At 71.7% G+C, this 19424-nt stretch carries 18 protein-coding genes; 11 read left to right on the forward strand and 7 right to left on the reverse strand.

Features of this window, described 5'->3' with window-relative positions; translation table 11 throughout:
* Positions 1-500: 500 nt before the first annotated feature.
* Genes ACWCRJ_RS21695 through ACWCRJ_RS21715 form a run of 5 tightly spaced genes read left to right on the forward strand, consistent with a single transcriptional unit; the run spans position 501 to position 4304 of the window.
* Complete coding sequence (locus ACWCRJ_RS21695; protein ID WP_450940809.1) at positions 501-2306, forward strand: sensor histidine kinase; 1806 nt, start codon at positions 501-503, stop codon at positions 2304-2306.
* Positions 2293-2727: a roadblock/LC7 domain-containing protein gene (locus ACWCRJ_RS21700; protein WP_046919249.1), complete on the forward strand. Its 435-nt coding sequence runs from the start codon at positions 2293-2295 to the stop codon at positions 2725-2727. Before ACWCRJ_RS21695 ends, ACWCRJ_RS21700 begins: the two co-directional genes overlap by 14 nt.
* A 5-nt stretch (positions 2728-2732) precedes the next feature.
* Positions 2733-3101, forward strand: coding sequence for a DUF742 domain-containing protein (locus ACWCRJ_RS21705; protein WP_005481943.1), 369 nt, complete (start codon positions 2733-2735; stop codon positions 3099-3101).
* Entirely contained in the window at positions 3079-3681 is a 603-nt protein-coding gene (locus ACWCRJ_RS21710; protein ID WP_059079807.1) for a GTP-binding protein, read from the forward strand. The genes ACWCRJ_RS21705 and ACWCRJ_RS21710 overlap by 23 nt, the downstream gene beginning before the upstream one ends.
* A gap of 38 nt (positions 3682-3719) precedes the next feature.
* Positions 3720-4304, forward strand: coding sequence for a GAF domain-containing protein (locus ACWCRJ_RS21715; protein ID WP_450940810.1), 585 nt, complete (start codon positions 3720-3722; stop codon positions 4302-4304).
* A 267-nt stretch (positions 4305-4571) separates the two neighbouring features.
* On the opposite strand, the gene ACWCRJ_RS21720 is transcribed toward ACWCRJ_RS21715, so the two are convergent.
* Positions 4572-5813, reverse strand: coding sequence for an acyl-CoA dehydrogenase family protein (locus tag ACWCRJ_RS21720; RefSeq protein WP_450940811.1), 1242 nt, complete (start codon positions 5811-5813; stop codon positions 4572-4574).
* A gap of 777 nt (positions 5814-6590) precedes the next feature.
* On the opposite strand from ACWCRJ_RS21720, the gene ACWCRJ_RS21725 reads away from it, so the two are divergent.
* From ACWCRJ_RS21725 to ACWCRJ_RS21735, 3 genes are all read left to right on the forward strand, one after another.
* Positions 6591-6872, forward strand: a complete 282-nt coding sequence (locus ACWCRJ_RS21725) for a hypothetical protein (RefSeq protein ID WP_450940812.1) — start codon at positions 6591-6593, stop codon at positions 6870-6872.
* Positions 6873-6945: 73 nt separating this feature from the next.
* Positions 6946-7374, forward strand: a complete 429-nt coding sequence (locus ACWCRJ_RS21730; RefSeq protein WP_020114192.1) for a roadblock/LC7 domain-containing protein — start codon at positions 6946-6948, stop codon at positions 7372-7374.
* A 44-nt stretch (positions 7375-7418) separates the two neighbouring features.
* The gene (locus ACWCRJ_RS21735; protein WP_450940813.1) at positions 7419-8021 is read left to right on the forward strand and encodes a GTP-binding protein; all 603 of its coding nucleotides are present in this window, start codon (positions 7419-7421) and stop codon (positions 8019-8021) included.
* A 28-nt stretch (positions 8022-8049) separates the two neighbouring features.
* Here the strand turns inward: ACWCRJ_RS21735 and ACWCRJ_RS21740 are convergent, their stop codons facing one another.
* Positions 8050-8964, reverse strand: coding sequence for an adenosine kinase (locus ACWCRJ_RS21740; protein ID WP_450940814.1), 915 nt, complete (start codon positions 8962-8964; stop codon positions 8050-8052).
* Between the two features lie 131 nt (positions 8965-9095).
* Positions 9096-9554 (reverse strand): ATP-binding protein, encoded by a 459-nt coding sequence (locus tag ACWCRJ_RS21745; protein ID WP_450940815.1) that lies wholly within the window; start codon positions 9552-9554, stop codon positions 9096-9098.
* A 477-nt stretch (positions 9555-10031) separates the two neighbouring features.
* Here ACWCRJ_RS21745 and ACWCRJ_RS21750 point away from each other — a divergent pair, with 477 nt between their 5' ends.
* The 3 genes from ACWCRJ_RS21750 to ACWCRJ_RS21760 all read left to right on the forward strand — a co-directional run bounded on the left by ACWCRJ_RS21750 (position 10032) and on the right by ACWCRJ_RS21760 (position 12108).
* Positions 10032-10907 (forward strand): helix-turn-helix domain-containing protein, encoded by an 876-nt coding sequence (locus ACWCRJ_RS21750; protein WP_450940816.1) that lies wholly within the window; start codon positions 10032-10034, stop codon positions 10905-10907.
* Position 10908: 1 nt separating this feature from the next.
* A complete protein-coding gene (locus tag ACWCRJ_RS21755) occupies positions 10909-11169 on the forward strand; it encodes a DUF397 domain-containing protein (RefSeq protein ID WP_005481932.1) in 261 nt (86 codons plus the stop codon).
* A 123-nt stretch (positions 11170-11292) separates the two neighbouring features.
* Positions 11293-12108, forward strand: coding sequence for an SAM-dependent methyltransferase (locus ACWCRJ_RS21760; RefSeq protein ID WP_450940817.1), 816 nt, complete (start codon positions 11293-11295; stop codon positions 12106-12108).
* Positions 12109-12250: 142 nt separating this feature from the next.
* Here ACWCRJ_RS21760 and ACWCRJ_RS21765 read toward each other — a convergent pair whose 3' ends face one another.
* The 4 genes from ACWCRJ_RS21765 to ACWCRJ_RS21780 all read right to left on the reverse strand — a co-directional run bounded on the left by ACWCRJ_RS21765 (position 12251) and on the right by ACWCRJ_RS21780 (position 19237).
* Positions 12251-13330 carry a LacI family DNA-binding transcriptional regulator gene (locus ACWCRJ_RS21765; RefSeq protein WP_450940818.1) on the reverse strand — a complete coding sequence of 360 codons (1080 nt, stop codon included), beginning with the start codon at positions 13328-13330 and terminating at the stop codon, positions 12251-12253.
* 353 nt (positions 13331-13683) lie between these two features.
* A complete protein-coding gene (locus ACWCRJ_RS21770) occupies positions 13684-16104 on the reverse strand; it encodes a beta-galactosidase (RefSeq protein ID WP_450940819.1) in 2421 nt (806 codons plus the stop codon).
* Entirely contained in the window at positions 16104-17879 is a 1776-nt protein-coding gene (locus tag ACWCRJ_RS21775; RefSeq protein WP_450940820.1) for a glycoside hydrolase family 35 protein, read from the reverse strand. The genes ACWCRJ_RS21770 and ACWCRJ_RS21775 overlap by 1 nt, the downstream gene beginning before the upstream one ends.
* Positions 17876-19237: an MFS transporter gene (locus ACWCRJ_RS21780; RefSeq protein ID WP_450940821.1), complete on the reverse strand. Its 1362-nt coding sequence runs from the start codon at positions 19235-19237 to the stop codon at positions 17876-17878. The genes ACWCRJ_RS21775 and ACWCRJ_RS21780 overlap by 4 nt, the downstream gene beginning before the upstream one ends.
* Positions 19238-19424: the final 187 nt, after the last annotated feature.

Below are 19424 nucleotides of genomic sequence, written 5' to 3' on the forward strand. Positions count from 1 at the left end.
CCACATCCGCCCGGACCACCGGTCGGTTGAAATCTAAAGTTTAGTCAAAGCATGTCCGGCCCGCGACGCCCGCGACCTCCGTCACTTTCCGGCCCACCTGGTGTGAATGTTCCTCGGGTTCGTCGTGCACGCCCTGTGCGACCGGGCCCGCTTCGCCACCGGTTGTCCATGCCACAAAGAAAGTTGACACGAGACAACATCCCGGCCGAATGGCGTGAACTGTTCGCCGCGCGCACCCCCGCCGGACCGTCGGGACAAGGAACCCGCAGGTGGCCCGCCGCCCGGCGGCCCGCTTTCACAGACCGCGCCGGGCGGTGGCCGGGGTGTGAAGAACTGCTGGGGCGCCGCCTCGTGAATTGACGGTAAAAAGGCGTCGCAGACCCTTGCCGCCACTGACGGCATCTCAGGTGACAGACCATCCCCGAGCGTCCAGGACCGCTGGTCAGCTGGTTGACGTTCTTCGCTACTCTGTCGCGTACTGGCTGATCGAGAGGACTCCGATGCCTGAACCCCCACCCTTCGCGACGCCCCCGCAACACGGTCGGCCGGACACGACGACTCCCCCGTCTCGTCACCGGCACGGAAAGACCGGGGCGTCGGATTCCGCGAACTCCTCCGCCACCCAGCCACGGTTGACCCGCCTCGCCGTCCTCCCCGCCGCCCTCATGGCCGGAATATCCACCGCCGTCACGGGCACGGTCCTGCGACTGCAGGAGGGCACCGCCGACGCCGCCACCTGGGGTGTGCTGGCGGGCGGCGCGGTCCTCGGGTGCGGCTGTCTGGCCGGTGCCGTGATGGCGGCCAGGTCACGGGCCAGGTCGGACGCGAAGCGGGCCGAGAAGCTGCGGCAGACCATCACGACCGGCAACTGGGCCCTCGACGAGGACCTGACCAGGCTCAAGCGGGGCGAGTCCCTGCTCTCGCGCGGGTTCGCCTACCAGGCGTCGCGCGCCGAGGACCCGTACCAGAAGCTGGAGTACGAGGTCACCGAGGCCCAGCACCGCGCCCGGGAGGCCCTCGTCTGGGCGGCGAGCTACTTCCAGTCCGCCTCCGACGACAGCAGCGACAAGGTCGAGGTCTTCGTCAACCTGGCCCGCCGGCTGCAGTCGCTCGTCCACCGCACCATCCGTGAGCTGGACGATCTGGAGAACCAGGTCGAGGACCCGGACCTGCTCCGGCGCATCTTCGGCATCGACCACCTGGCCACCCGAATACGCCGGCACGCGGAGAACCTCGCGGTGCTCGGCGGCGCGATCTCCCGCCGCCAGTGGACCAACCCGGTGACCCTGACCGAGGTGCTGCGGTCCTCCATCGCCGAGGTCGAGCAGTACTCCCGCGTCAAGCTGGTGCCGCCCATCGAGGGCACCCTGCGCGGCCACGCGGTCGCCGACGTCATCCACCTGCTGGCCGAACTGGTCGAGAACGCCACCATGTTCTCCCACCCGGACACCCAGATCCTCCTGCGCTCCCGCCGGGTGACCGCCGGCATCGCCATCGAGGTCGAGGACCGCGGCCTCGGCATCCCCCAGGAGGACCAGGAGCGGATCAACACGCTGCTCGCCGACCCGGCCCGCATCGACGTCGCCAAGCTGCTCGCCGACGGCCGGATCGGACTGTTCGTGGTCTCCTCCCTGGCCCGCAGGCACGGCATCGCGGTCCAGCTGCAGGGCAACATCTACGGCGGTGTCCAGGCCATCCTGGTGCTCCCGCAGGGGCTGCTGGGCGAGGAGGAGGGGCAGATACCCGTCCAGGCGCCCGTGCAGACACCGGTCCAGGCGCGTCCGGCCGCACCGCACCCGGGGCAGCCGTCCGGGCCCGCCTGGGACGCCCGGTCCCACGCGACGCCGCCCGGCGCCGTACCGTCGCACGCGGGTCGCCCGATGCCCGCCCCGGCCGCCCACGCCGGTCCCCCGGCCGGTGTGCCGCAGCGGGCGGCCGCCCCCGTGCCGCCCCCGGCGGCCGCCCGGCACGAGCGGACGCAGCCCGTCTCCGAGGTACGGTCCGAGTACCGGCCCTCGTCGGGCTACGAGCGTCCGGTCGCCGCCCCGCACGGGTCCGGTGGGCCCGCCCGGCCCGTACTGCCCAAGCGCCGGGCGATGGAGCACCTGGCGCCCGAGCTGCGTCAGGGGCCCCCGCCGCGTCCCGAGACCCACGAGCAGGACCTCACCTTCAGTCCCGGCCTCCTGGCCGGAATCAACCGAGGCTTCGGTCTCGCCGGCGCGACCTCCGACGCGATCCCCGTCGACGACGCGCGCTGGGCCCCGCCCCGACCGCAAGGAGAAGAACCCCACCATGGTGAGCGATAGCCACCCCACCGGACAGAACATCGACTGGCTGCTGGAGAACCTCAAGAAGACCGTGCCCGGCACCCGGCAGGTGCTGCTGCTGTCGTCCGACGGCTTGAGCAAGGCACACGTCGACCTGAGCGCCGACGACGCCGACCGGCTGGCGGCGATATCCTCCGGGCTCAACTCCCTGGGCCGTTCCTTCGGTCACGACAGGGTGCTGGGCAACGGCGGCACCGTCCGGCAGGTCATCGTGGAGCTGCACAACGGCATCCTCATCGTGGCCTCGGCGGGCCACGGCGCCGTGCTGGCGGTCACCGCGGACGCGACCACGCACACCGAGACGCTCGGCTACGAGATGGGCATGCTGATCCGGGCCGTGCAGCCGTTCCTCGCCACACCTGCCCGCCGGCCCAACGCGCCGTCCGGCGCGGGGATGTGACGCGAATGACGGACGAGCTGTTCCTGGACGAGGAGGCCGGACGGTTAGTCCGGCCGTTCACCGTCAGCAACGGGCGCACTCGACCCTCGACGTCGTTCGACCTGCTCACCCTGGTGATGGCCACCGGCGTCCGGCCGGTCGCCGACCTCGGCCCCGACCACGACCTGGTGCTCGGCCTGTGCCTCAGGCCGGTGCCGGTGGTCGAGGTCGCCGCGCGGATGAACCTCCCGATCGCCGTCACCAAAGTCCTGTTGTCCGACCTGGTGCAGCACGAGGCGCTCACCGCACGGGCGCCCCGTGCTGTCGAGGCGGCCTCCGCCGCCAACCGAAATGTTTTGGAGGCGGTGCTCAATGGCCTACGCGCACGGCTCTGACCCCTTCCCGACCGCCCTGAAGATCCTGGTGGCGGGAGGGTTCGGGGTGGGCAAGACGACCTTCGTGGGGGCGGTCAGCGAAATCGCTCCGCTGAGCACCGAGGAGGTCATCACCACGGCCAGCGTCCGCACCGACAGTCTCGACGGGGTGGAGGAGAAGTCCACCACCACCGTGGCCATGGACTTCGGACGGATCACCCTCGACTCGGAGCACGTCCTGTATCTGTTCGGCACCCCCGGGCAGGAACGGTTCTGGTTCATGTGGGACGAGCTGTCCGACGGGGCACTGGGCGCGGTGGTGCTCGCCGACACCCGCAGGCTCGACGCGTGCTTCCCCGCGGTGGACTTCTTCGAGGTGCGCGGCATCCCGTTCGTCGTGGGGGTGAACGAGTTCGACGGGGCCTACCAGTACTCCGTCGAGGAGGTACGCGACGCCATCGGCCTGAAGTCCAACGCGCCGATCGTGTTCTGCGACGCCCGGCACTGCAGCTCGGGTACGGGTGTGCTCGTCGAACTCGTGCAGCATCTGCTCGGCATGACACCCGGCGTGGCGACGTACGAGCCACCCGTGCTCCGTTGATCCTTCCCCCGACTCGGCCGACCTCGAACGGAGTCCCGATGAACAGCCCCTATTCCTCCTATGAACCACCGCTCGACCGCCTGCTCCTCACCCCCGAGGATCCGGGCGGCCCGCAACGCGCCGCCAGGCTCGCCCAGCTGGGGCTCGCCAACACCCCCCGGGCCGAGTTCGACGCGTTCGCGCGCCGACTGGCCCTGGAGCTGGACGCGCCGTACGCGATGGTCAACTTCGTCGACGACAAGCGCCAGTTCTTCGCCGGGCTCTACACGCCGGACGCCGGACCCGTGAACATCGCGCAGGGGCTGGTGAGCGAGAGCTCGATGAGCCGGGAGATGCGCCTGGACCACGGCTTCTGCCCGCACACCGTCAAGCGGACCGCGGCGCTGGTGCTCGACGACGTCTGCGACTACCCGCGGTTCGCGGGCAACCCGGTCGTGGACGAGATCGGCATCCGCTCCTACATGGGCGCGCCGCTGGTCGACACCCTTGCGGGGATCAACCTCGGCACGATCTGCGTCGTCGACACCGACTCCCGTACGTGGGGCCGGCAGCGGCTGGAGATCATCAAGCACATGGCCCAGGAGATGTCCGACCAGATCCACGCCATCGCCGCCGGCCACTGAGCCCCGGCCGGCGGTCCACCGGGTCGAGTCGGTCCGGACCGCCGAGCACCCACCCCGACGAAAAGCCGCGGACACGCCATCGTGTCCGCGGTTTCTCCGTCCCGGACGCGAACGGGGCCGGACGGGACGGAGATCCCGGGCGCGACCGAGGCCCGGGCGCGACCGAGGCCGGGGCGCAACCGAGCGCAGACGGTACCTCGACGGCACCCGGCCCGGACCATCACGGATGTACCCCCGCCGGCGATCCCGGGACCCACCGGCCGGGAGTCAGACCAGTTCGCCGACCGGGACCGGGTCCGGTGCCGGTTCCCGTGCTTCCGTCGGTGGGGTGCGGACCAGGTCGGCGAGGCGTTCGGACCACTGGCCCTTGTTCTCGCCGAGGGCGAACTCGCCCAGTCTCAGGCCCTGGATCTCCGACGTGCCGGCGGGCGCGTAGATGTGGAAGGCGTCGCGCAGGTAGCGCTCCAACGGGCGGTCGGTGAACAGGCCGCAGGCCGCGTGCATCTTGACGGACGCCTGGGCGGACTCGATGGACGACTCGACGTTGAAGAGTTTCGCGGACATCAGCTCGACGTCGCAGGGCCGCCCCTGGTCCAGCAGATGCGCGGCGAGATAGGCGCTCTGCCGCGCGAGGGTGAGGCGTTGCAGCATGCGCCCCAGCTCGATCTTGATGTTGGGCAGGTGTCCCAGCGGCTTGCCGTAGCGCTGTGTCTCGCCGCAGTACCGGGCGGTCTCCTCGAACACCGCCTGGTGGATGCCCAGGGACACCGCCGTCAGGTTGAGACGGCCGTAGAGGACCGACGAGGAGTAGGCGACGGCCAGTCCCTCGCCCTCCTCGCCGAGGCGGTTGGCGGCCGGCACCCGGCAGTTGTCGAAGACGAGCTCCCCGAAGCTGAACCCGTGCAGCCCCATGGAGGGCACCTGCTCGGCGAGGGAGAAGCCGGGCCGGTCGGACTCGACGAGGAACGCCGTCATGCCTCGGGAGCCCGGACCGGTGCGGACCACGACACCGTGCACGTCACCCACATGACTGTTGCCCACGAAGATCTTGCGGCCGTTGAGGATGTAGTCGTCGCCGTCCCGGACCGCGCTGCTCTCCATGCCGGCCACGTGGCCCCCCGACCCCGGCTCGGTGACCGCGATGGTCGGCAGCACCTCTCCCGCGGCGATCCTCGGCAGCCAGTGCCTCTTCTGGCTGTCGTCGCCGAAGTGGACGATCTTCGCGACACCCAGCTGGGAGGCCTGGACCATGGCCCCCATCGCGCCGCTGACACGGGACAGTTCCTCGATGATGACGGTCTTGGCGAGGTGGCCCGCGCCCATGCCGCCGTAGACCGGGTCGATCGTGGCGCCGATCCAGCCCTGTTGGGCGATCTGCCGGGAGAGCCCCACCAGTGCGGTGCGGGAGGCCTCCATCTCGGGTATCAGCGGGCGTACCACACGCTCGGCGAACTCCCGTACGCGCTGCCGTAGATCCTCGTGTTCCTGGGTGGTGAAGACGTGTTCCACGCCGTGCCCTTCTGAGCGTTACCCCGCGCCCGGGGGAGACGCGGTGGCTGTGCGTCAGCCGTGGTTCCGGTGGGAGACGGGCCGACCTGCAACATGGTCTACAAATCAACCTCTAACGCCAAGATCGTTTAGAGGGTTTGGCCGAAAGATTGACCGTTGAAATCTGAACGTAAATGTGAGATAGGAAAGGGGTGTTGTCCACATTTTGATACTTTCCAAGCCGAACTTGCACGGTTGCCCCGACCCGAACTCGGGCACGCATCGGCCAGATCACCAGGCACACCCGCCGAGACAGGCCTTCCCTCCACGCTGTGCACCCCCAAATACCAAACTGACACGCCGTCCGGGCAGGTTTGATCAGGGTGCCATACATTTCAAGCCACTTCAGCAGGTGACGAATGTGGCCGGACCGTGCTGATTCGGAGGCTCTGCCGTGTCGACAAGTATTCATTCGGCGCAGCCTCCGGAAGCGGCGGCTCCGCCGGACCTCCCCGAGCCCGCCCCGGCCGACTCCGAAGTCACCGCCAATCAGCGTTACCGGCCGCCGAGTTGACGCCAGGTCACGGTCCGGCGGATGCTGACGACGGGGCTCGGGTCCTGATACCGTTCCGTCCGCCCGCTGACATCCGCCGACGGTGTGTCCAGCCGGAGCACGGGGGCCGCCGGACAGCTCGCGGCGCCCCCACCGCCATCGGACGTTCGCTGTCGTACGAGGAAGCAGATGCCAGGCACCCTCCCCCGCATCGGCGCCACGCGCGACACGACTCGGTGGCCACGATGAGCGGTGACACACCCCGCACCGAGGCCGCCGCCCCGCCCCTCCACCAAAGCCTGCCCCGCCGGCCCCGGAGCACCCCTTCCGCGCCCCGGACCGTCGAGGACACGGCCGAGGTCCACGGAACGCACGACGACACGGACGACACCCTCTCCCCGGCCGCCCTGGCGCGCGCCATGGTGGCGATCCGGCACGGCTCGGACCGCGCCCGGCTCGCCGGACCGGACGACACCGACAGCACCGACGGCCGACCGGCACCACGGCCCGGCCCCGACGCCGCCTGACGGGCGCTTCCCCGGCGCCCCGACGAACCGGCGCCCACCCCGGCGCCGACCGACCGTGAGGAACACGCAGGACATGACAGAGCAGGTACGAACCGGTCCCCAACTGGACTGGCTGCTGGACGGGCTCGTGGAACGCATACCCGAGATCCGCTGCGCCATCGTGCTGTCCGGGGACGGCCTCCTCATCGGCAAGTCGAAGGACATCCGGTTCGACGACGCCGAGCATCTGTCCGCGGTCGGCTCGGGCATGTACAGCCTGGCCCGGGGTGTGGCCCGCCACTTCCACGGCGGTGAGGTCCAGCAGACGGTCATCCAGATGGAGCGGGCGTTCCTCTTCGTCACCGCCGCGGGCCGGGGCGCGCGGCTGGCCGCGATCGCCTCGGAGGAGGTGGATGTCGGGATGATGGCGTTCGAGATGGGCACCCTGGTCAAGCAGGTCGGCAAGTACCTGAGCGCCGCGCCCCGTGCGGAGACCCCGTCCGACTACGTGCAGGACGCGTGAGCCGCCGCTGCGGCCGGGCCCGGAACTCGTCGAAAGGGTGATGGATGGTGTCCGTCAGCTCCGAGACCGTCGTACCCACCGCCCTGAAGATCCTCATCGCGGGTGGCTTCGGGGTCGGCAAGACCACCATGGTCGGCGCGGTCAGCGAGGTGACCCCGCTGGCGACCGAGGAGCACATCAGCGCGGCCGGCCGGCGGGTGGACGACCTCAGGGGTGTGGAGCAGAAGGTCTCGACCACCGTCGCCCTGGACTTCGGCCGCATCACCGTCTCCCCCGAACTGGTGCTCTATCTCTTCGGTACGCCCGGCCAGGACCGTTTCTGGTTCATGTGGGACGACCTGTGCAGCGGCGCCCTCGGGGCCGTGGTCCTCGCCGACACCCGGCGGCTGGACGCCTCCTTCGCCGCGGTCGACTTTTTCGAGTCGCGCTCCATCCCCTTCGCGGTCGGGGTCAACTGCTTCGACGGCCGTCGCGAGGCCGACGTCGAGCAGGTCCGCCAGGCGCTCGACCTGGCGCCCACCGTGCCGGTCCTCCTCTGCGACGTCCGCCAGCGCCAGTCCAGCAGGGAACTCCTGCTGGCCGTGCTCGGGGCGGCCCGCCGGAAGATGGAGGCCCGGCTGGTGGCGGCGGGCCTCCGGCCGGGCTGAGGGGCCGGCCGGGGAGCCGGGCCCGGGCTCAGCGAACCGGTCCCCCCGCTCGGGCGAGGAGGTCCGCACGGCCGATGGCGTCGGTGCGGGTCGAGGGGACGGTGCAGGCGAAGGCGCCCGCGATCGCGCCGTAGAGACCGCAGCGGCGCGGCGGTTCGCCGGTGAGCCGGCCGAAGAGGTAGCCCGCCGCGAAGGCGTCCCCGGCGCCGTTGGAGTCCACGACCGGCGTCGGCGGGGTCACCGGCGGGACATGGCTCAGTTCGCCGTCGACCAGGTGGTACGCGCCCCGGGCCCCGTCCGTGGCGACAACCGTGCGGGCGCGTCCCCGCTCGGTGATCCGGCGCATGGTCCGCTCCGGGTCCGCGAGCCCCGCCGCCGACAGGAAGACCAGGTCGGCGGCGTGGGCGAACGTCTCGTGGTACGGGTTGACGCCGTCCCAGTCGTGCAGGTCGGTCGAGACGGGCACGCCCAGCTCGTTCAGCAGGGGCAGCGAGGCCGCGCACGGCCGGCTGATGGACACGTGGACGTGACGGCTGACCCCGGCCAGGGCCCGGACCGTGTCCGGCGGCAGTTCGTCCACCTCCTGGCTCCGGCTGCCGTCGTAGAGCGAGCAGCGGCGGCCGTCGGGGCCGACCAGGTTCACCGCGCGCCGGGTGCCGCCGGGCAGGGGCCCTTCGGTGAGCGGGATGCCGCGCTCCCGGTGCAGCGCGCGGACCAGGTCGCCCTCGTGGTCGTCGCCGAGGAGGTCGAGGTGGTGGGTCCGCAGGCCCAGGCTGTGCGCGGCCACCGCCAGGAAGTCGCCGGTCTGCCCCGCCCGGGTCTCGATGGCCGGTACCAGATGGCTGTCGGCGAACGGGAGCGGCAGCTCGGGGACGTAGACGATGGTGTCGACGCCCGCGCCGCCCAGCACGAGGACGTCGATCTCGGACTCGGTGCGCAACATGCCTCCAGCGGCGAGGGGTTGACTGTGGAGGCAGCGTACGTGCGGGCAGGCCGGCGGGTGACCGGAGCGGGACGCCGGTCACCCGCCGGCGCGGGTGGGAGCGGGCCGGGAGCCTCGCGGCGGGACGGGACCTAGGTCCAGGACGGGTCGGCCATGGGGAAACCCCCGTTCTCGTGCGGAGCCGTCGGAGGGGCGGGCTCGGGGGTTTCCCGGCCCTCCGACGGCAGTTCTGCCCAGACGACACGACCGGACCGTTGTGGGGTGTCGCGCACCCCCCAGTCGCTGCTGAGCATGCCGACCAGCATGAGCCCACGCCCGTTCTGGTCGTCGGGGCCCGGACGACGCCGGGCAGGCTGTGCGTGACCGCTGTTCTGGTCCTCGACCTCGATGCGGAGCCGACGGCCGGTGTACTGCAGCCGGCACACGATCCACTCGCTGTCCGTGTGGGTCAACGCGTTGGTGACCAGCTCGGACGTGATCAGGAGGACGTCCTCAGCCGTCTCCGGAGGCACCCCCCACTCACCGAGCAGCTCGCGCACGGTTCTGCGCGCCTCGCCCGCCGACGCGGGCACCGCCGGCAGTCCGAACACGCCCGCTCTGTGCGGTTCGTACGTCTCTGTTCCAAGGGGTGGGTACATGGTCGGGGCTAACCGGTCCGTGGAGGGGGGGAGAGTGGGCGGAGCCATCGCCGTAAGCCTTTCGTTGGCCCTTCGCACCGGAGGGGAGCCGGTGCCACGGCCGTCTCGCCGTACGCCGCGAGCTGTGGCAACTCATGACGGACAGCGCTGAGTTGCGGCCACATCTCCCCCAACCTGGCCGCGCGGCTCCGGTGTTCGCCGAAGCCGTGACGGTACGTCCACTGTGGCATCCGCGAACAACACCTCGCAACCAGCAAGTTGAAATTTGCATTTTGCGGGTCGCATGTCGTCACCGATCGAGCCAAGATCGTGTCAGACTGCGCTCTCGAAGCGACTCGCACAACAACGCGCAACCCTTGAAGGAAAGCGCGCAAGACCTGTAAGGCAGTGCGACATGACCTCAGTGCTCGGCGTGAGGGGGTGGTGGGCGTGACCGGGGAGACCGAGTGGGGTGGGGCCCCCTCCGTCCTGCGCATGATCCTCGGCAGACAGCTGGAGGAGCTGCGCACGCGCGCCGGACTCACGTTCGAACAGGCCGGTGAGGCGATCGGAGTCAGCCATTCCACGATCCGCCGCCTGGAAGCCGCCAAGGTCGGCCGGCTCCGCCTCCCGGACGTCGAGAAACTGCTCCAGATCTACGGTGTGCGGGACCAGCAGGAGATCGAAACCTTCCTGAAGTCCGTCCGCGAGGCCAACAAACGCGGCTGGTGGCACACCTACCGCGACGTACTGCCCGACTGGTTCGCCGCCTACCTCAGCCTGGAACAGGCGGCGCTCCAGATCCGCGCGTACGAGGCGCAGTTCGTGCACGGCCTGCTCCAGACCGAGGAGTACGCCCGCGCCCTGCTCGGCGCCGGTAATCCGCACGCCGCGACCGAGGACACCGAGCGGCGGGTAGCGCTGCGGATGCGGCGCCAGGAACTCCTCACCCGGCCCCAGCCACCCCGGCTGTGGGTGGTGATGGACGAGACCGTGCTCAGATGGCCGGTCGGCGGACCGGAGGTGATGCGCGCCCAGATCGACCACCTGATCGAGCTGAACCGGCTGCCCCATGTGACGGTCCAGATCATGCCGTTCCACAACGGCCCGCATCCGGCGATGCGGGCCGGTGCGTTCCACCTCTTCCGCTTCAGGGCACCCGAGTTGCCGGACATCGTCTACCTCAACGGTCTGGTGGGCGCCGTCTATCTCGACAAGGGCGACGACGTCGTCGTCTACCGCGAGGCCCTGGACCGGTTGGGCGCGCAGTCGGCGCCCGCCCGAAAGACCGAGGCCCTCCTCGGTGCGCTACGCAAGGAGCTCTGACGTGCACCACCCCATACCCGACGGAGTACACAACGGCGTCCGCAACGGCATGCCCGCCCGCGAACTCGGCAAGCAGGACTGGCACCGCCCCTGGAGCGACGACGCCGGCGGTGCCTGCGTGGAGGTGAAGAAGCTCGCCGACGGCCGGGTCGCCGTACGCCAGTCGACCGACCCGGACGGGCCGGCGCTACTGTTCACCCCCCGTGAGATGACCAGTTTTCTGGCCGGTGTGAAGGCGGGCGAGGCCGACTTCCTGCTCTGACCTGCTTGCTGCCGCGCCTCGTTGACGCACCACCTGTGTGGCCGTCGGGTTCTGTCGTCCGTCGAACCCCTGGCCCTGTCCGACCGTTTATCTGTACGACACGACCTGATGGGAGGGACGGCGTTGCCCGACAACGGATGGCCGGCCGACCGGATCGACACCGAGCACGCGCACTCCGCGCGTATCTACGACTACATCCTCGGCGGCAAGGACTACTACCCGGCCGACAAGGAGGCCGGTGACGCGATGGCGCACGAGTGGCCGGCCCTGCCGGTCCACATGCGCGCCAACCGCGACTGGATGAACCGCGCGGTGCGCTGGCTCGCCGAGAAGGCGGGCATGCGCCAGTTCCTCGACATCGGAACCGGCATCCCCACCTCCCCCAACCTCCACGAGATAGCCCAGTCGGTGGCCCCCGAGTCCCGGGTCGTCTACGTGGACAACGACCCGATCGTCCTCACCCTGTCCCAGGGATTACTGGCCAGCACCCCCGAGGGCAGGACCGCGTACATCGAGGCCGACTTCCAGGACCCGGAGACCGTGCTCGGCTCGCCCGAGTTCGCGGAGACCCTCGACCTGGGCAAGCCGGTCGCGCTCACCGTGATCGCGATCGTCCACTTCGTGCTGGACGAGGACGACGCGGTCGGTATCGTCCGCCGCCTCCTCGAACCCCTCCCCTCGGGCAGCTACCTGGCGATGACCATCGGCACCGCCGAGTTCGCCCCGGAGGAGGTGGGCCGCGTCGCCCGCGAGTACGCCGCGCGCGACATGCCCATGCGGCTGCGCACGATCGACGAGGCCCAGGAGTTCTTCGACGGCCTCGAACTCGTCGAGCCCGGCATCGTCCAGGTCCACAAGTGGCACCCGGACGGCACGGGCGAGGAGAACATCCGCGACGAGGACATCGCGATGTACGGGGCGATCGCACGCAAGCCCTGAGGTAGGACGGTGTGCCCCTGGCTCGGCTCTCGACGCCGGTCCAGGGGCGCGCCCCGTCAGGGGCGCGGGGAACTGAGCGGCCGGCCCCCACCGCACCCGCAGCCGCCCGAAGACCCACGAAGGCCCCCCAGGCGACCGAGAACTACCCCGCCGCCCCCGTACTGTCCCGAACGATCAGCTCGACAGGAATCACCGAGTCCCGCCCCAGAACCCCCGGCTCGTCCAACTGCCGCACCAGCAGGCGCAGCGCCATCGTGCCGATCGCGGAGTAGTCCGTACGGATCGTCGTCAGCGGCGGCAGCAGATGCGCCGCCTCCGGGATGTCGTCGTAGCCGACCACGCTCACGTCCTGCGGGACCCGGCGCCCCGCCTCGTGCAGGGCGCGCAGCAGGCCGAGTGCCATCTGGTCGTTGGAGACGAAGACGGCGGTGACATCCGGGTCGGCCGCCAGCCGCCGGCCCAGCGCGTAGCCGGAGTCGGCGCTCCAGTCCCCGACGAGGGGCTCGTGGACACGCGCGCCGGCCCTCGCCAGGGTCTCGCGCCAGCTCTCGGCGCGGCGGTCGGCGGAGGTCCAGCCGGTGGGGCCCGCGATGTGCCGGACCGTGGGGTGGCCGAGACCCAGCAGATGGCCGGTCGCCAGCCGGGCTCCCGCGGTGAAGTCCGAGGAGACCACGGGGGTGCCGTCGCCGAGGCCGTTGTCCAGCATCACCAGCGGGGTGTCCGGGCGTGCCCGCGCGAGCGCGGTGGCGACCGGACGCTGGGGGGCGATGGCGATGATGCCGTCCGCGCCCTCGGCCGACAGCCGGTCCACCGCCTCCACGACGGTGTCCCGGTCCGCCGTGTCGAGGGCGATGGAGCTGACGAGGTAACCCGCCTCCTGGGCCGCCGTGTTGATCGCGGTCAGGGTGGAGGCGGGGCCGTAGCGGGCGGCGTCGAAGGAGATGACGCCGAGCATGCGGGTACGGCCGCTGGCCAGGGAGCGGGCGCTGCGGCTGGGGCGGTACCCCAGTGTGCGCATGGCTTCCAGCACGGCCTGTCTGGTCTCCGGGCGGACGGCCGGGTTGTCGTTGAGGACGCGGGAGACGGTCTGTTTGGAGACGCCGGCGAGGCGGGCGACGTCGTCCATGACCGGGCGGGAGCCGGCGAAGTTGCGGCGGCTGCGGCCTCGGGTGGGTTTGGCGGGGGGTTCGGCCGCGTTGCCGTCCGTGGTGCTGCGGGGCATGCGGCTTCTTCCTTGTCTGCGGAGGGTTGTCGTCCGGTCTGTCGTGTTCTGTGTGGGCCACAGGATAGGTCCGGGGGGCCCGGGGTTTTCGCCCCCGCCGCCCCTACCCGTCCCAGCCCCCAGGGGCTGCGCCCCTTCGACCCCCAGCTGCCGGTCCGGTGGGGGCTTGTCGCGCAGTTCCCCGCGCCCCTGAAAAGCAGGGGCTGCGCCCGCTGCTTTTCAGGCCCCGCCGTCGTCGTCCAGGCCCGCGCGGTCATCGTCTTTCCGGCCCGCAGGGGCCGTGTCCTTCAGGGGCTCGGGGAACCGCGCGAGCAGCCCCCGCTCGCCCGCACCCGACCACGGACCCCACGAGGTCAGCCGGGGCGCAGCGGCCAGGTTCGGGGGGTGACGTACTCGACTCGGGTGATCTCCGCCGGGATGGCGCAGGCACCCGTTCGGCCCGGTACGTGTACCGGGGCCCCCGCCGGCAACGGCAACACCCGCAGTCGCAGTCCCTCCGACCGCGCCACGTCCGCGGGCAGCCGGTCGAGGCCGATGTCCCAGACGCGGCCGGAGTAGAACTGGTCGGCGACGAGACGGCCGCCCACGTGGGCGCGGGCGACGTCACCGGTCCAGTGGACGCGCAGGAGGGTGCCGGGCGGCGCGTCGTCCGGAGTTGCGATGCCGTACTCGGCGGCCACCGAGTCGAAGTGCTCGTCGGCCGGCACGCTCGCCCGCCCCTGCACACCCGTCGTGACCGGGGGTGCCTCGCCCGGGGGCCGGATCAGCGTGACCGGAAGTGCGCCGGACCCGCGCCGACCCTCGTCGTCCGCCACCACCGTGTAACGGACGAAGACCCCGTCGGCCGCCTCCTTCACCACCGTCCCGGTCGCCACCGGAGCGCGCTCGGGGGCGGGCAGTACGGCGAACGACGGTTCCGAGGCCGTGCTGTGGACCCGCACCTCGTCCACGTGGGCGTCGAAGACCACCCCGCCGCCGGCCTCACCGAGGACGAGCCGCTCGGCACCCCAGGCCCGGCCCCGGTACGCGGTGCGGGCCGTGGCCGCGTCCAGGACCAGGAGGGCGACCCAGCCGCCGTCGGTGGTGTCGACCTCGACCAGGGCGTCCGTGCCCGGGCGCAGCCCGGTCACCAGGACGCGGTCGCCCACCGTCGTGGCCTCGCCCGACGGCACGGAGACCGTGGCCACGGTACGGAGGTCCAGGGCGAGTTCGGGGGTGATCCCGTCCGTCGCGGCCAGGACCAGGATCGTACGGCCACGGCCGTCGTCGACCGTGCAGAGAGGCTGGGCGGTGGCCCAGTCCAGCCGCAGCCCGGCGAGGTCGAGCCGCAACGGCCAGCAGAAGTAGGCCCCTCGGGGGATCGTGACCGGTTCGCTCGGCAGGGTCAGCGCCCCGGACGGCGACCCCTCGGGTCCGTCCGGGAACTCCACCGTGAACGTCGTCCCCGGACGGTCCGGCAACGGCTCGTGCGGCTGGTGGTTGTTGACGAAGAGGAAGCCGGACCGGCCGTCTCCCCGGACCGCCCACCGCAGGGTCTCCCGGTCGTCCTGGCTCGCCGGCTGCCGCTCGGGCAGGGCGGAGGCCATCGGGGCGATCAGATGGCCGAAGTCGGCCAGCAGCAGGTGCTGGAGGCGGAGTTCGTCGTAGGAGGGGCGGTACTGGCCGTACTCGCCGAGGGGGGCCTGGAAGTCGTAGGTGAGGAGGGGGAGGTCGTTGGGGTAGCCGGTGGCGTGGGACTCCTGGAGGGTGGTGCGCTCCCCCGGCGGGTTGGTGCCGCCGTGGAACATGTAGTAGCCCTGCCAGACCGAGCCGCAGCCGATCTTGGTGAGGGCGAGGGCGCCGACGTCGGCGGCGTCGACGCGGGGCCGACGGTGGTACGCCACCGCCATGCCGCCGCCCAGTTCGCAGGTGGCCCAGGGGAATCCGTCCGTCGGCTCAGCCCGGTCACCGTCGCGTGCCGTCGTCGGTCGGAGGTCGGCGCCGATGCCCTCGTCGTCGCGCTGGTGGGTGAAGAAGAAGTGCTTGCGGCACGTGTCGGGCCAGCCGCCGTCCGCCTCGGTCCAGAAGGTCTCGGGGTAACCGCCGTACAGGGGCAGGAGTTCGTCCGGCGGCAACCGCACCCCGCCCCAGGCCGTCGACGTCCACAGGGGGGCCGACAGGCCGACCTCCTGGGCCGTCCGCTTCAGCGTCAGCAGATGGCCCGGCTGGTCGTACAGCTCGTTCTCGATCTGGAGCGCGACGACCGGACCGCCGTGGGCGCGGTCCAGGCCCCGCAGTTGCCCGGCGATCGCCGCGTACCAGGTGCGTACGGGGGCGAGGTAGGCCGGGTCGTCCGTGCGGGGGGCGTCGGTGCGGTCGAGGACCCAGTCGGGCAGGCCCCCGTTGCGGACCTCGGCGTGGACCCAGGGGCCGATGCGGGGGATCAGGTCCAGGCCGTGGCGGGCGCAGAGTTCCGCGAAGCGCCGCAGGTCGCGGTCGCCGTCGAAGCGGACGCGGCCCTCGGTCTCCTCGTGGTGGATCCAGATGATGTAGGCGGCGACGACCGTGACCCCGCCCGCCTTCATCTTCAGCAGCTCCTCCTCCCACTCCCCGGCCGGGTAGCGGCTGTAGTGGAACTCTCCGGAGACGGGGAACCACGGACGGCCGCCCCGGGTCAGCCAACGGCTGTTGACCTCGATGGGGTCGGGCGCGTCCGGGGCGTCGGCGAAGGGGAGCCGGCCGCGCGGCGGGGGGGCGCCGGGTGCCGGGAGGCGCACCCGGTGCGGCGGCGTCATCAGGGCTTCACCGGCCCCAGGTCCGGTGTGTCCGTGAACGCGGCGCGGGAGCTGGTCGTGGCGTTGAGTTCCAGCAGGACCAGGTCGTTGGCACCGGGGCGCAGGACGGGACCCGGGACGTAGAGGGTGCGCTGGGGGCCCCGGTTCCAGTAGCGGCCGAGGTGGAAGCCGTTGATCCAGGCCTGTCCCTTGGTCCAGCCGGGCAGCGAGAGGAAGGTGTCGGCGGGGGTGTCGACCTCGAAGGTGCCGTGGTGGAAGGCGGGGACGGTGACCGGGGCCGCGTCGGCCGGGGCGAAGGGGACCGTGGACAGGTCGGCCGGCGGGAGGCGGTGGGTGTCCCAGCCGAGCAGGGCGGTGCCGTTGAAGGTGACCGGGCCGAGCAGGCCCTTGGCGGCGCCGATGCGGGGGCCGTAATTGACGCCGCCCATGTTCTCGACCAGGACGTCGAGCGTGGCACCGGCGTGCGGGACGCGCAGGGGCAGGGTCTCGTCGTGGCGTTCGCGTTCCAGTACGCCGACGGGGGCGCCGTCCACGAAGACCTGGGCGCGGTCGCCCACCCCGCCGTCGAAGTGCAGCAGGCTGTCGCCCGCCTCGGGAAGGGTGGTGCGGTACAGGACGTAGCCGGAGCGCTGCCCCAACTCCTCCATGGTGACGGGGTGTTCGGTGCGCTCCCCCGCGGTGCCGAGACCGGTGGCGTACGGCAGCAGCGGTGCCCGGCGGTCCAACTCCACGGTGATGCCAGTGAGTTTCGGCGCGGGCGCCGGGGCCGGCTCCTCGGGGACCGGCGCGTGGCGGGCGATGACCTCGCGGAAGGCGTGGTACTTGGAACCGGGGTCGCCGGACTCGGTGAGGGCGGCGTCGTAGTCGTAGGAGGTGACGATCGGGGCGTAGCACTGGTCGTGGTTGGCGCCGTTGGTGAAGCCGAAGTTGGTGCCGCCGTGGAACATGTAGATGTTGACGGAGGCGCCGGCGGCCAGCAGCTTGTCGAGGTCGGCGGCGGCGCTGGCCGCGTCCCGGACGTGGTGCTCCTCGCCCCAGTGGTCGAACCAGCCGATCCAGAACTCCGAGCACATCAGGGGCCCTTCGGGCATGTGGGCCCGCAGTGCCGCCAGCGACTCCTCGATCTTCCCGCCGAAGGTGGCGGTGGACAGGACACCGGGCAGGCTGCCGGCGGCCAGGTGGTGGCCGGAGCCCGCCTGGTCGCAGGTGAACAGCAGCTCCTCCACGCCCCGTGCGCGCAGCGCCTGGTGGACGTGCTTGAGGTACGCGGTGTCGTCGCCGTACGCCCCGTACTCGTTCTCGACCTGGACGGCGATGATCGGGCCGTCGTTCGCCGCCATGTACGGCAGCAGCGGGGGCAGCAGGACGTCGAGGTAGCCGTCGAGGGCGGCGGTGAAGCGGGGGTCGCTGGAGCGCAGCCGGATGTCGGGGTCCGAGGTCAGCCAGGAGGGCAGGCCGCCGCCGTCCCACTCGGCGCAGATGTACGGGCCGGGGCGCAGCAGGACGTGCAGGCCCTCGGCGCGGGCGAGGCGCAGATAGCGGGGCAGGTCGAGCAGCCCGTCGAGGACGAGCGGGCTGTCGGGGTCGGGCTGGTGGAGGTTCCAGGGGACGTACGTCTCCACGGTGTTCAGGCCCATCAGCCGGGCCTTGCGCAGCCGGTCGGCCCACAGGTCGGGGTGGATGCGGAAGTAGTGCATCGCGCCGGAGATGATCCGGAACGGTTCACCGTGCAGGAGGAAACCGTCGGACGTCGTGGTCAGAGCGGGCGTGCTCAAGGCTGTTTCCCTTCGGCGGGGTGTACGGGGTGGCAGGGCGGTTCCGGCGTACGGGCGGGGAGGACGGCGGCCCCGGGTGTCCGGGGCGGGGCGGGCGAGGGGCGCCCGCACCGTGTCCACGGGGAGGGCGGGTCGGAGCGGGTGGCGCGGATCAGCCACAGCGTGGCCAGCAGGCACAGGGCGGAGACGGCGCCGAGCAGCAGCGGGACCGCGCGGACGCCGGACCACTCGATGGCCTTGCCGAGCGCCGGGCCGGCCGCCACTCCGCCGGTCATGGAGGCGGCGATGACGAGCGCTCCGGCCCGGCGGGCCCGGGGTGCGGCCGCGTTCAGCCAGGGCAGGCCGGTGGGGAAGATCGGGGCGATGAACAGGCCGACTCCGGCGTAGGCGTACGGGGCGAGCGGGGGCACCGAGGCCAGCAGCAGGCAGACCGTCATGCCGGCGCAGGACACGGTGATGATCGTCTGCGGTGCGTGGCGCAGGGCGAGGGGGGCCACCAGGAAGCGGCCGGCCGTCATCATCAGCCAGTACACGGAGGTGGCGGTCGCGGCGGCACCGGCGCCGTATCCGACCGTCTCCAGGTGCGTGGGCTCCCAGCCGCCGACGCCGGCCTCGATGCCGACGTGCAGGACGTACAGGGCGACGAAGACGGCGAGCACCGAGCCGAGGCTGCGGGTGAGGGGCGAGCCGCCCGCCGCCGGGCCGGGGGCGTCGACCGCGTCGGACACCTCGGTCGCGGCGGAGGCCGGCTGGGGCACCTGGTCGCGTACGCCGCGCAGACACAGCAGCAGCGGCAGGTTGGCGGCGGCGAAGGCGAGGAAGAGCGCCGGGTAGTGCTCGGCGCCCACGACGGCGACCAGGGCGGGACCGAGGATCGCGCCGACACCGAAGTGGGCGTTGAGGATGTTCAGCATGGCGGTGGAGCGGTGGCCGAAGCCGACGGAGAAGAGCTGGTTGAGGCCGTAGTCGATACCACCGAAGCCGAGTCCGGCGAGCAGTGCGGCGACGAGGGCGACGGGCCAGTTCGGCGCGAGCGCGAACCCCGCCGCGCCGAGCGCCATCAGCAGGTGGGAGCCGCCGAGCAGCCGCCGGTTGCCCAGCCGCCCGTACAGCCGGTCGAAGAGCAGGACGCCGGCGACCCCGCCGACGAAGTGGGCGCTGAGCCCCAGACCGGCGGCCGAGGGCGACAGCGCGAAGTCGTCGCGGAAGGCCGGGACGGCGGGCCCGTAGAGCGCCTGCAGCGCGCCGATGAGGACGAATCCGACGCAGGAGGCGACCACGGCGGCGGGGCTGAACACCCTGCTGTCCGGGGCCGGCCGGCCGGGCTTCACCTCTTGCGCGGTCGATGATGCGGGCACGCCGGAATCCGCCTCTCCGTGACTGGGACCCTCGAAGTGTTACCGGTAACATCCCCGCCGTCAAGATCCCCCGCAGGGCGGTGCGGCGGGGGCGGTGCGGGAGTGACGCATGGGATGCGGGAGCAGCTGGGGGCGGTGCTCGGAGCACCGAGAGGCCCGTGGGGAAAGTGGATGGCGGCCCGCCTTC

The organism is Streptomyces sp. NPDC002324, assembly GCF_053593335.1.

Bases quoted from the DNA above. Each gene is read 5' to 3' on its own strand.
- ACWCRJ_RS21695 (WP_450940809.1), top strand. From the start codon at position 501: ATGCCTGAACCCCCACCCTTCGCGACGCCCCCGCAACACGGTCGGCCG.
- ACWCRJ_RS21700 (WP_046919249.1), top strand. From the start codon at position 2,293: ATGGTGAGCGATAGCCACCCCACCGGACAGAACATCGACTGGCTGCTG.
- ACWCRJ_RS21705 (WP_005481943.1), top strand. From the start codon at position 2,733: ATGACGGACGAGCTGTTCCTGGACGAGGAGGCCGGACGGTTAGTCCGG.
- ACWCRJ_RS21710 (WP_059079807.1), top strand. From the start codon at position 3,079: ATGGCCTACGCGCACGGCTCTGACCCCTTCCCGACCGCCCTGAAGATC.
- ACWCRJ_RS21715 (WP_450940810.1), top strand. From the start codon at position 3,720: ATGAACAGCCCCTATTCCTCCTATGAACCACCGCTCGACCGCCTGCTC.
- ACWCRJ_RS21725 (WP_450940812.1), top strand. From the start codon at position 6,591: ATGAGCGGTGACACACCCCGCACCGAGGCCGCCGCCCCGCCCCTCCAC.
- ACWCRJ_RS21730 (WP_020114192.1), top strand. From the start codon at position 6,946: ATGACAGAGCAGGTACGAACCGGTCCCCAACTGGACTGGCTGCTGGAC.
- ACWCRJ_RS21735 (WP_450940813.1), top strand. From the start codon at position 7,419: ATGGTGTCCGTCAGCTCCGAGACCGTCGTACCCACCGCCCTGAAGATC.
- ACWCRJ_RS21740 (WP_450940814.1), bottom strand. From the start codon at position 8,964: ATGTTGCGCACCGAGTCCGAGATCGACGTCCTCGTGCTGGGCGGCGCG.
- ACWCRJ_RS21765 (WP_450940818.1), bottom strand. From the start codon at position 13,330: ATGCCCCGCAGCACCACGGACGGCAACGCGGCCGAACCCCCCGCCAAA.
- ACWCRJ_RS21770 (WP_450940819.1), bottom strand. From the start codon at position 16,104: ATGACGCCGCCGCACCGGGTGCGCCTCCCGGCACCCGGCGCCCCCCCG.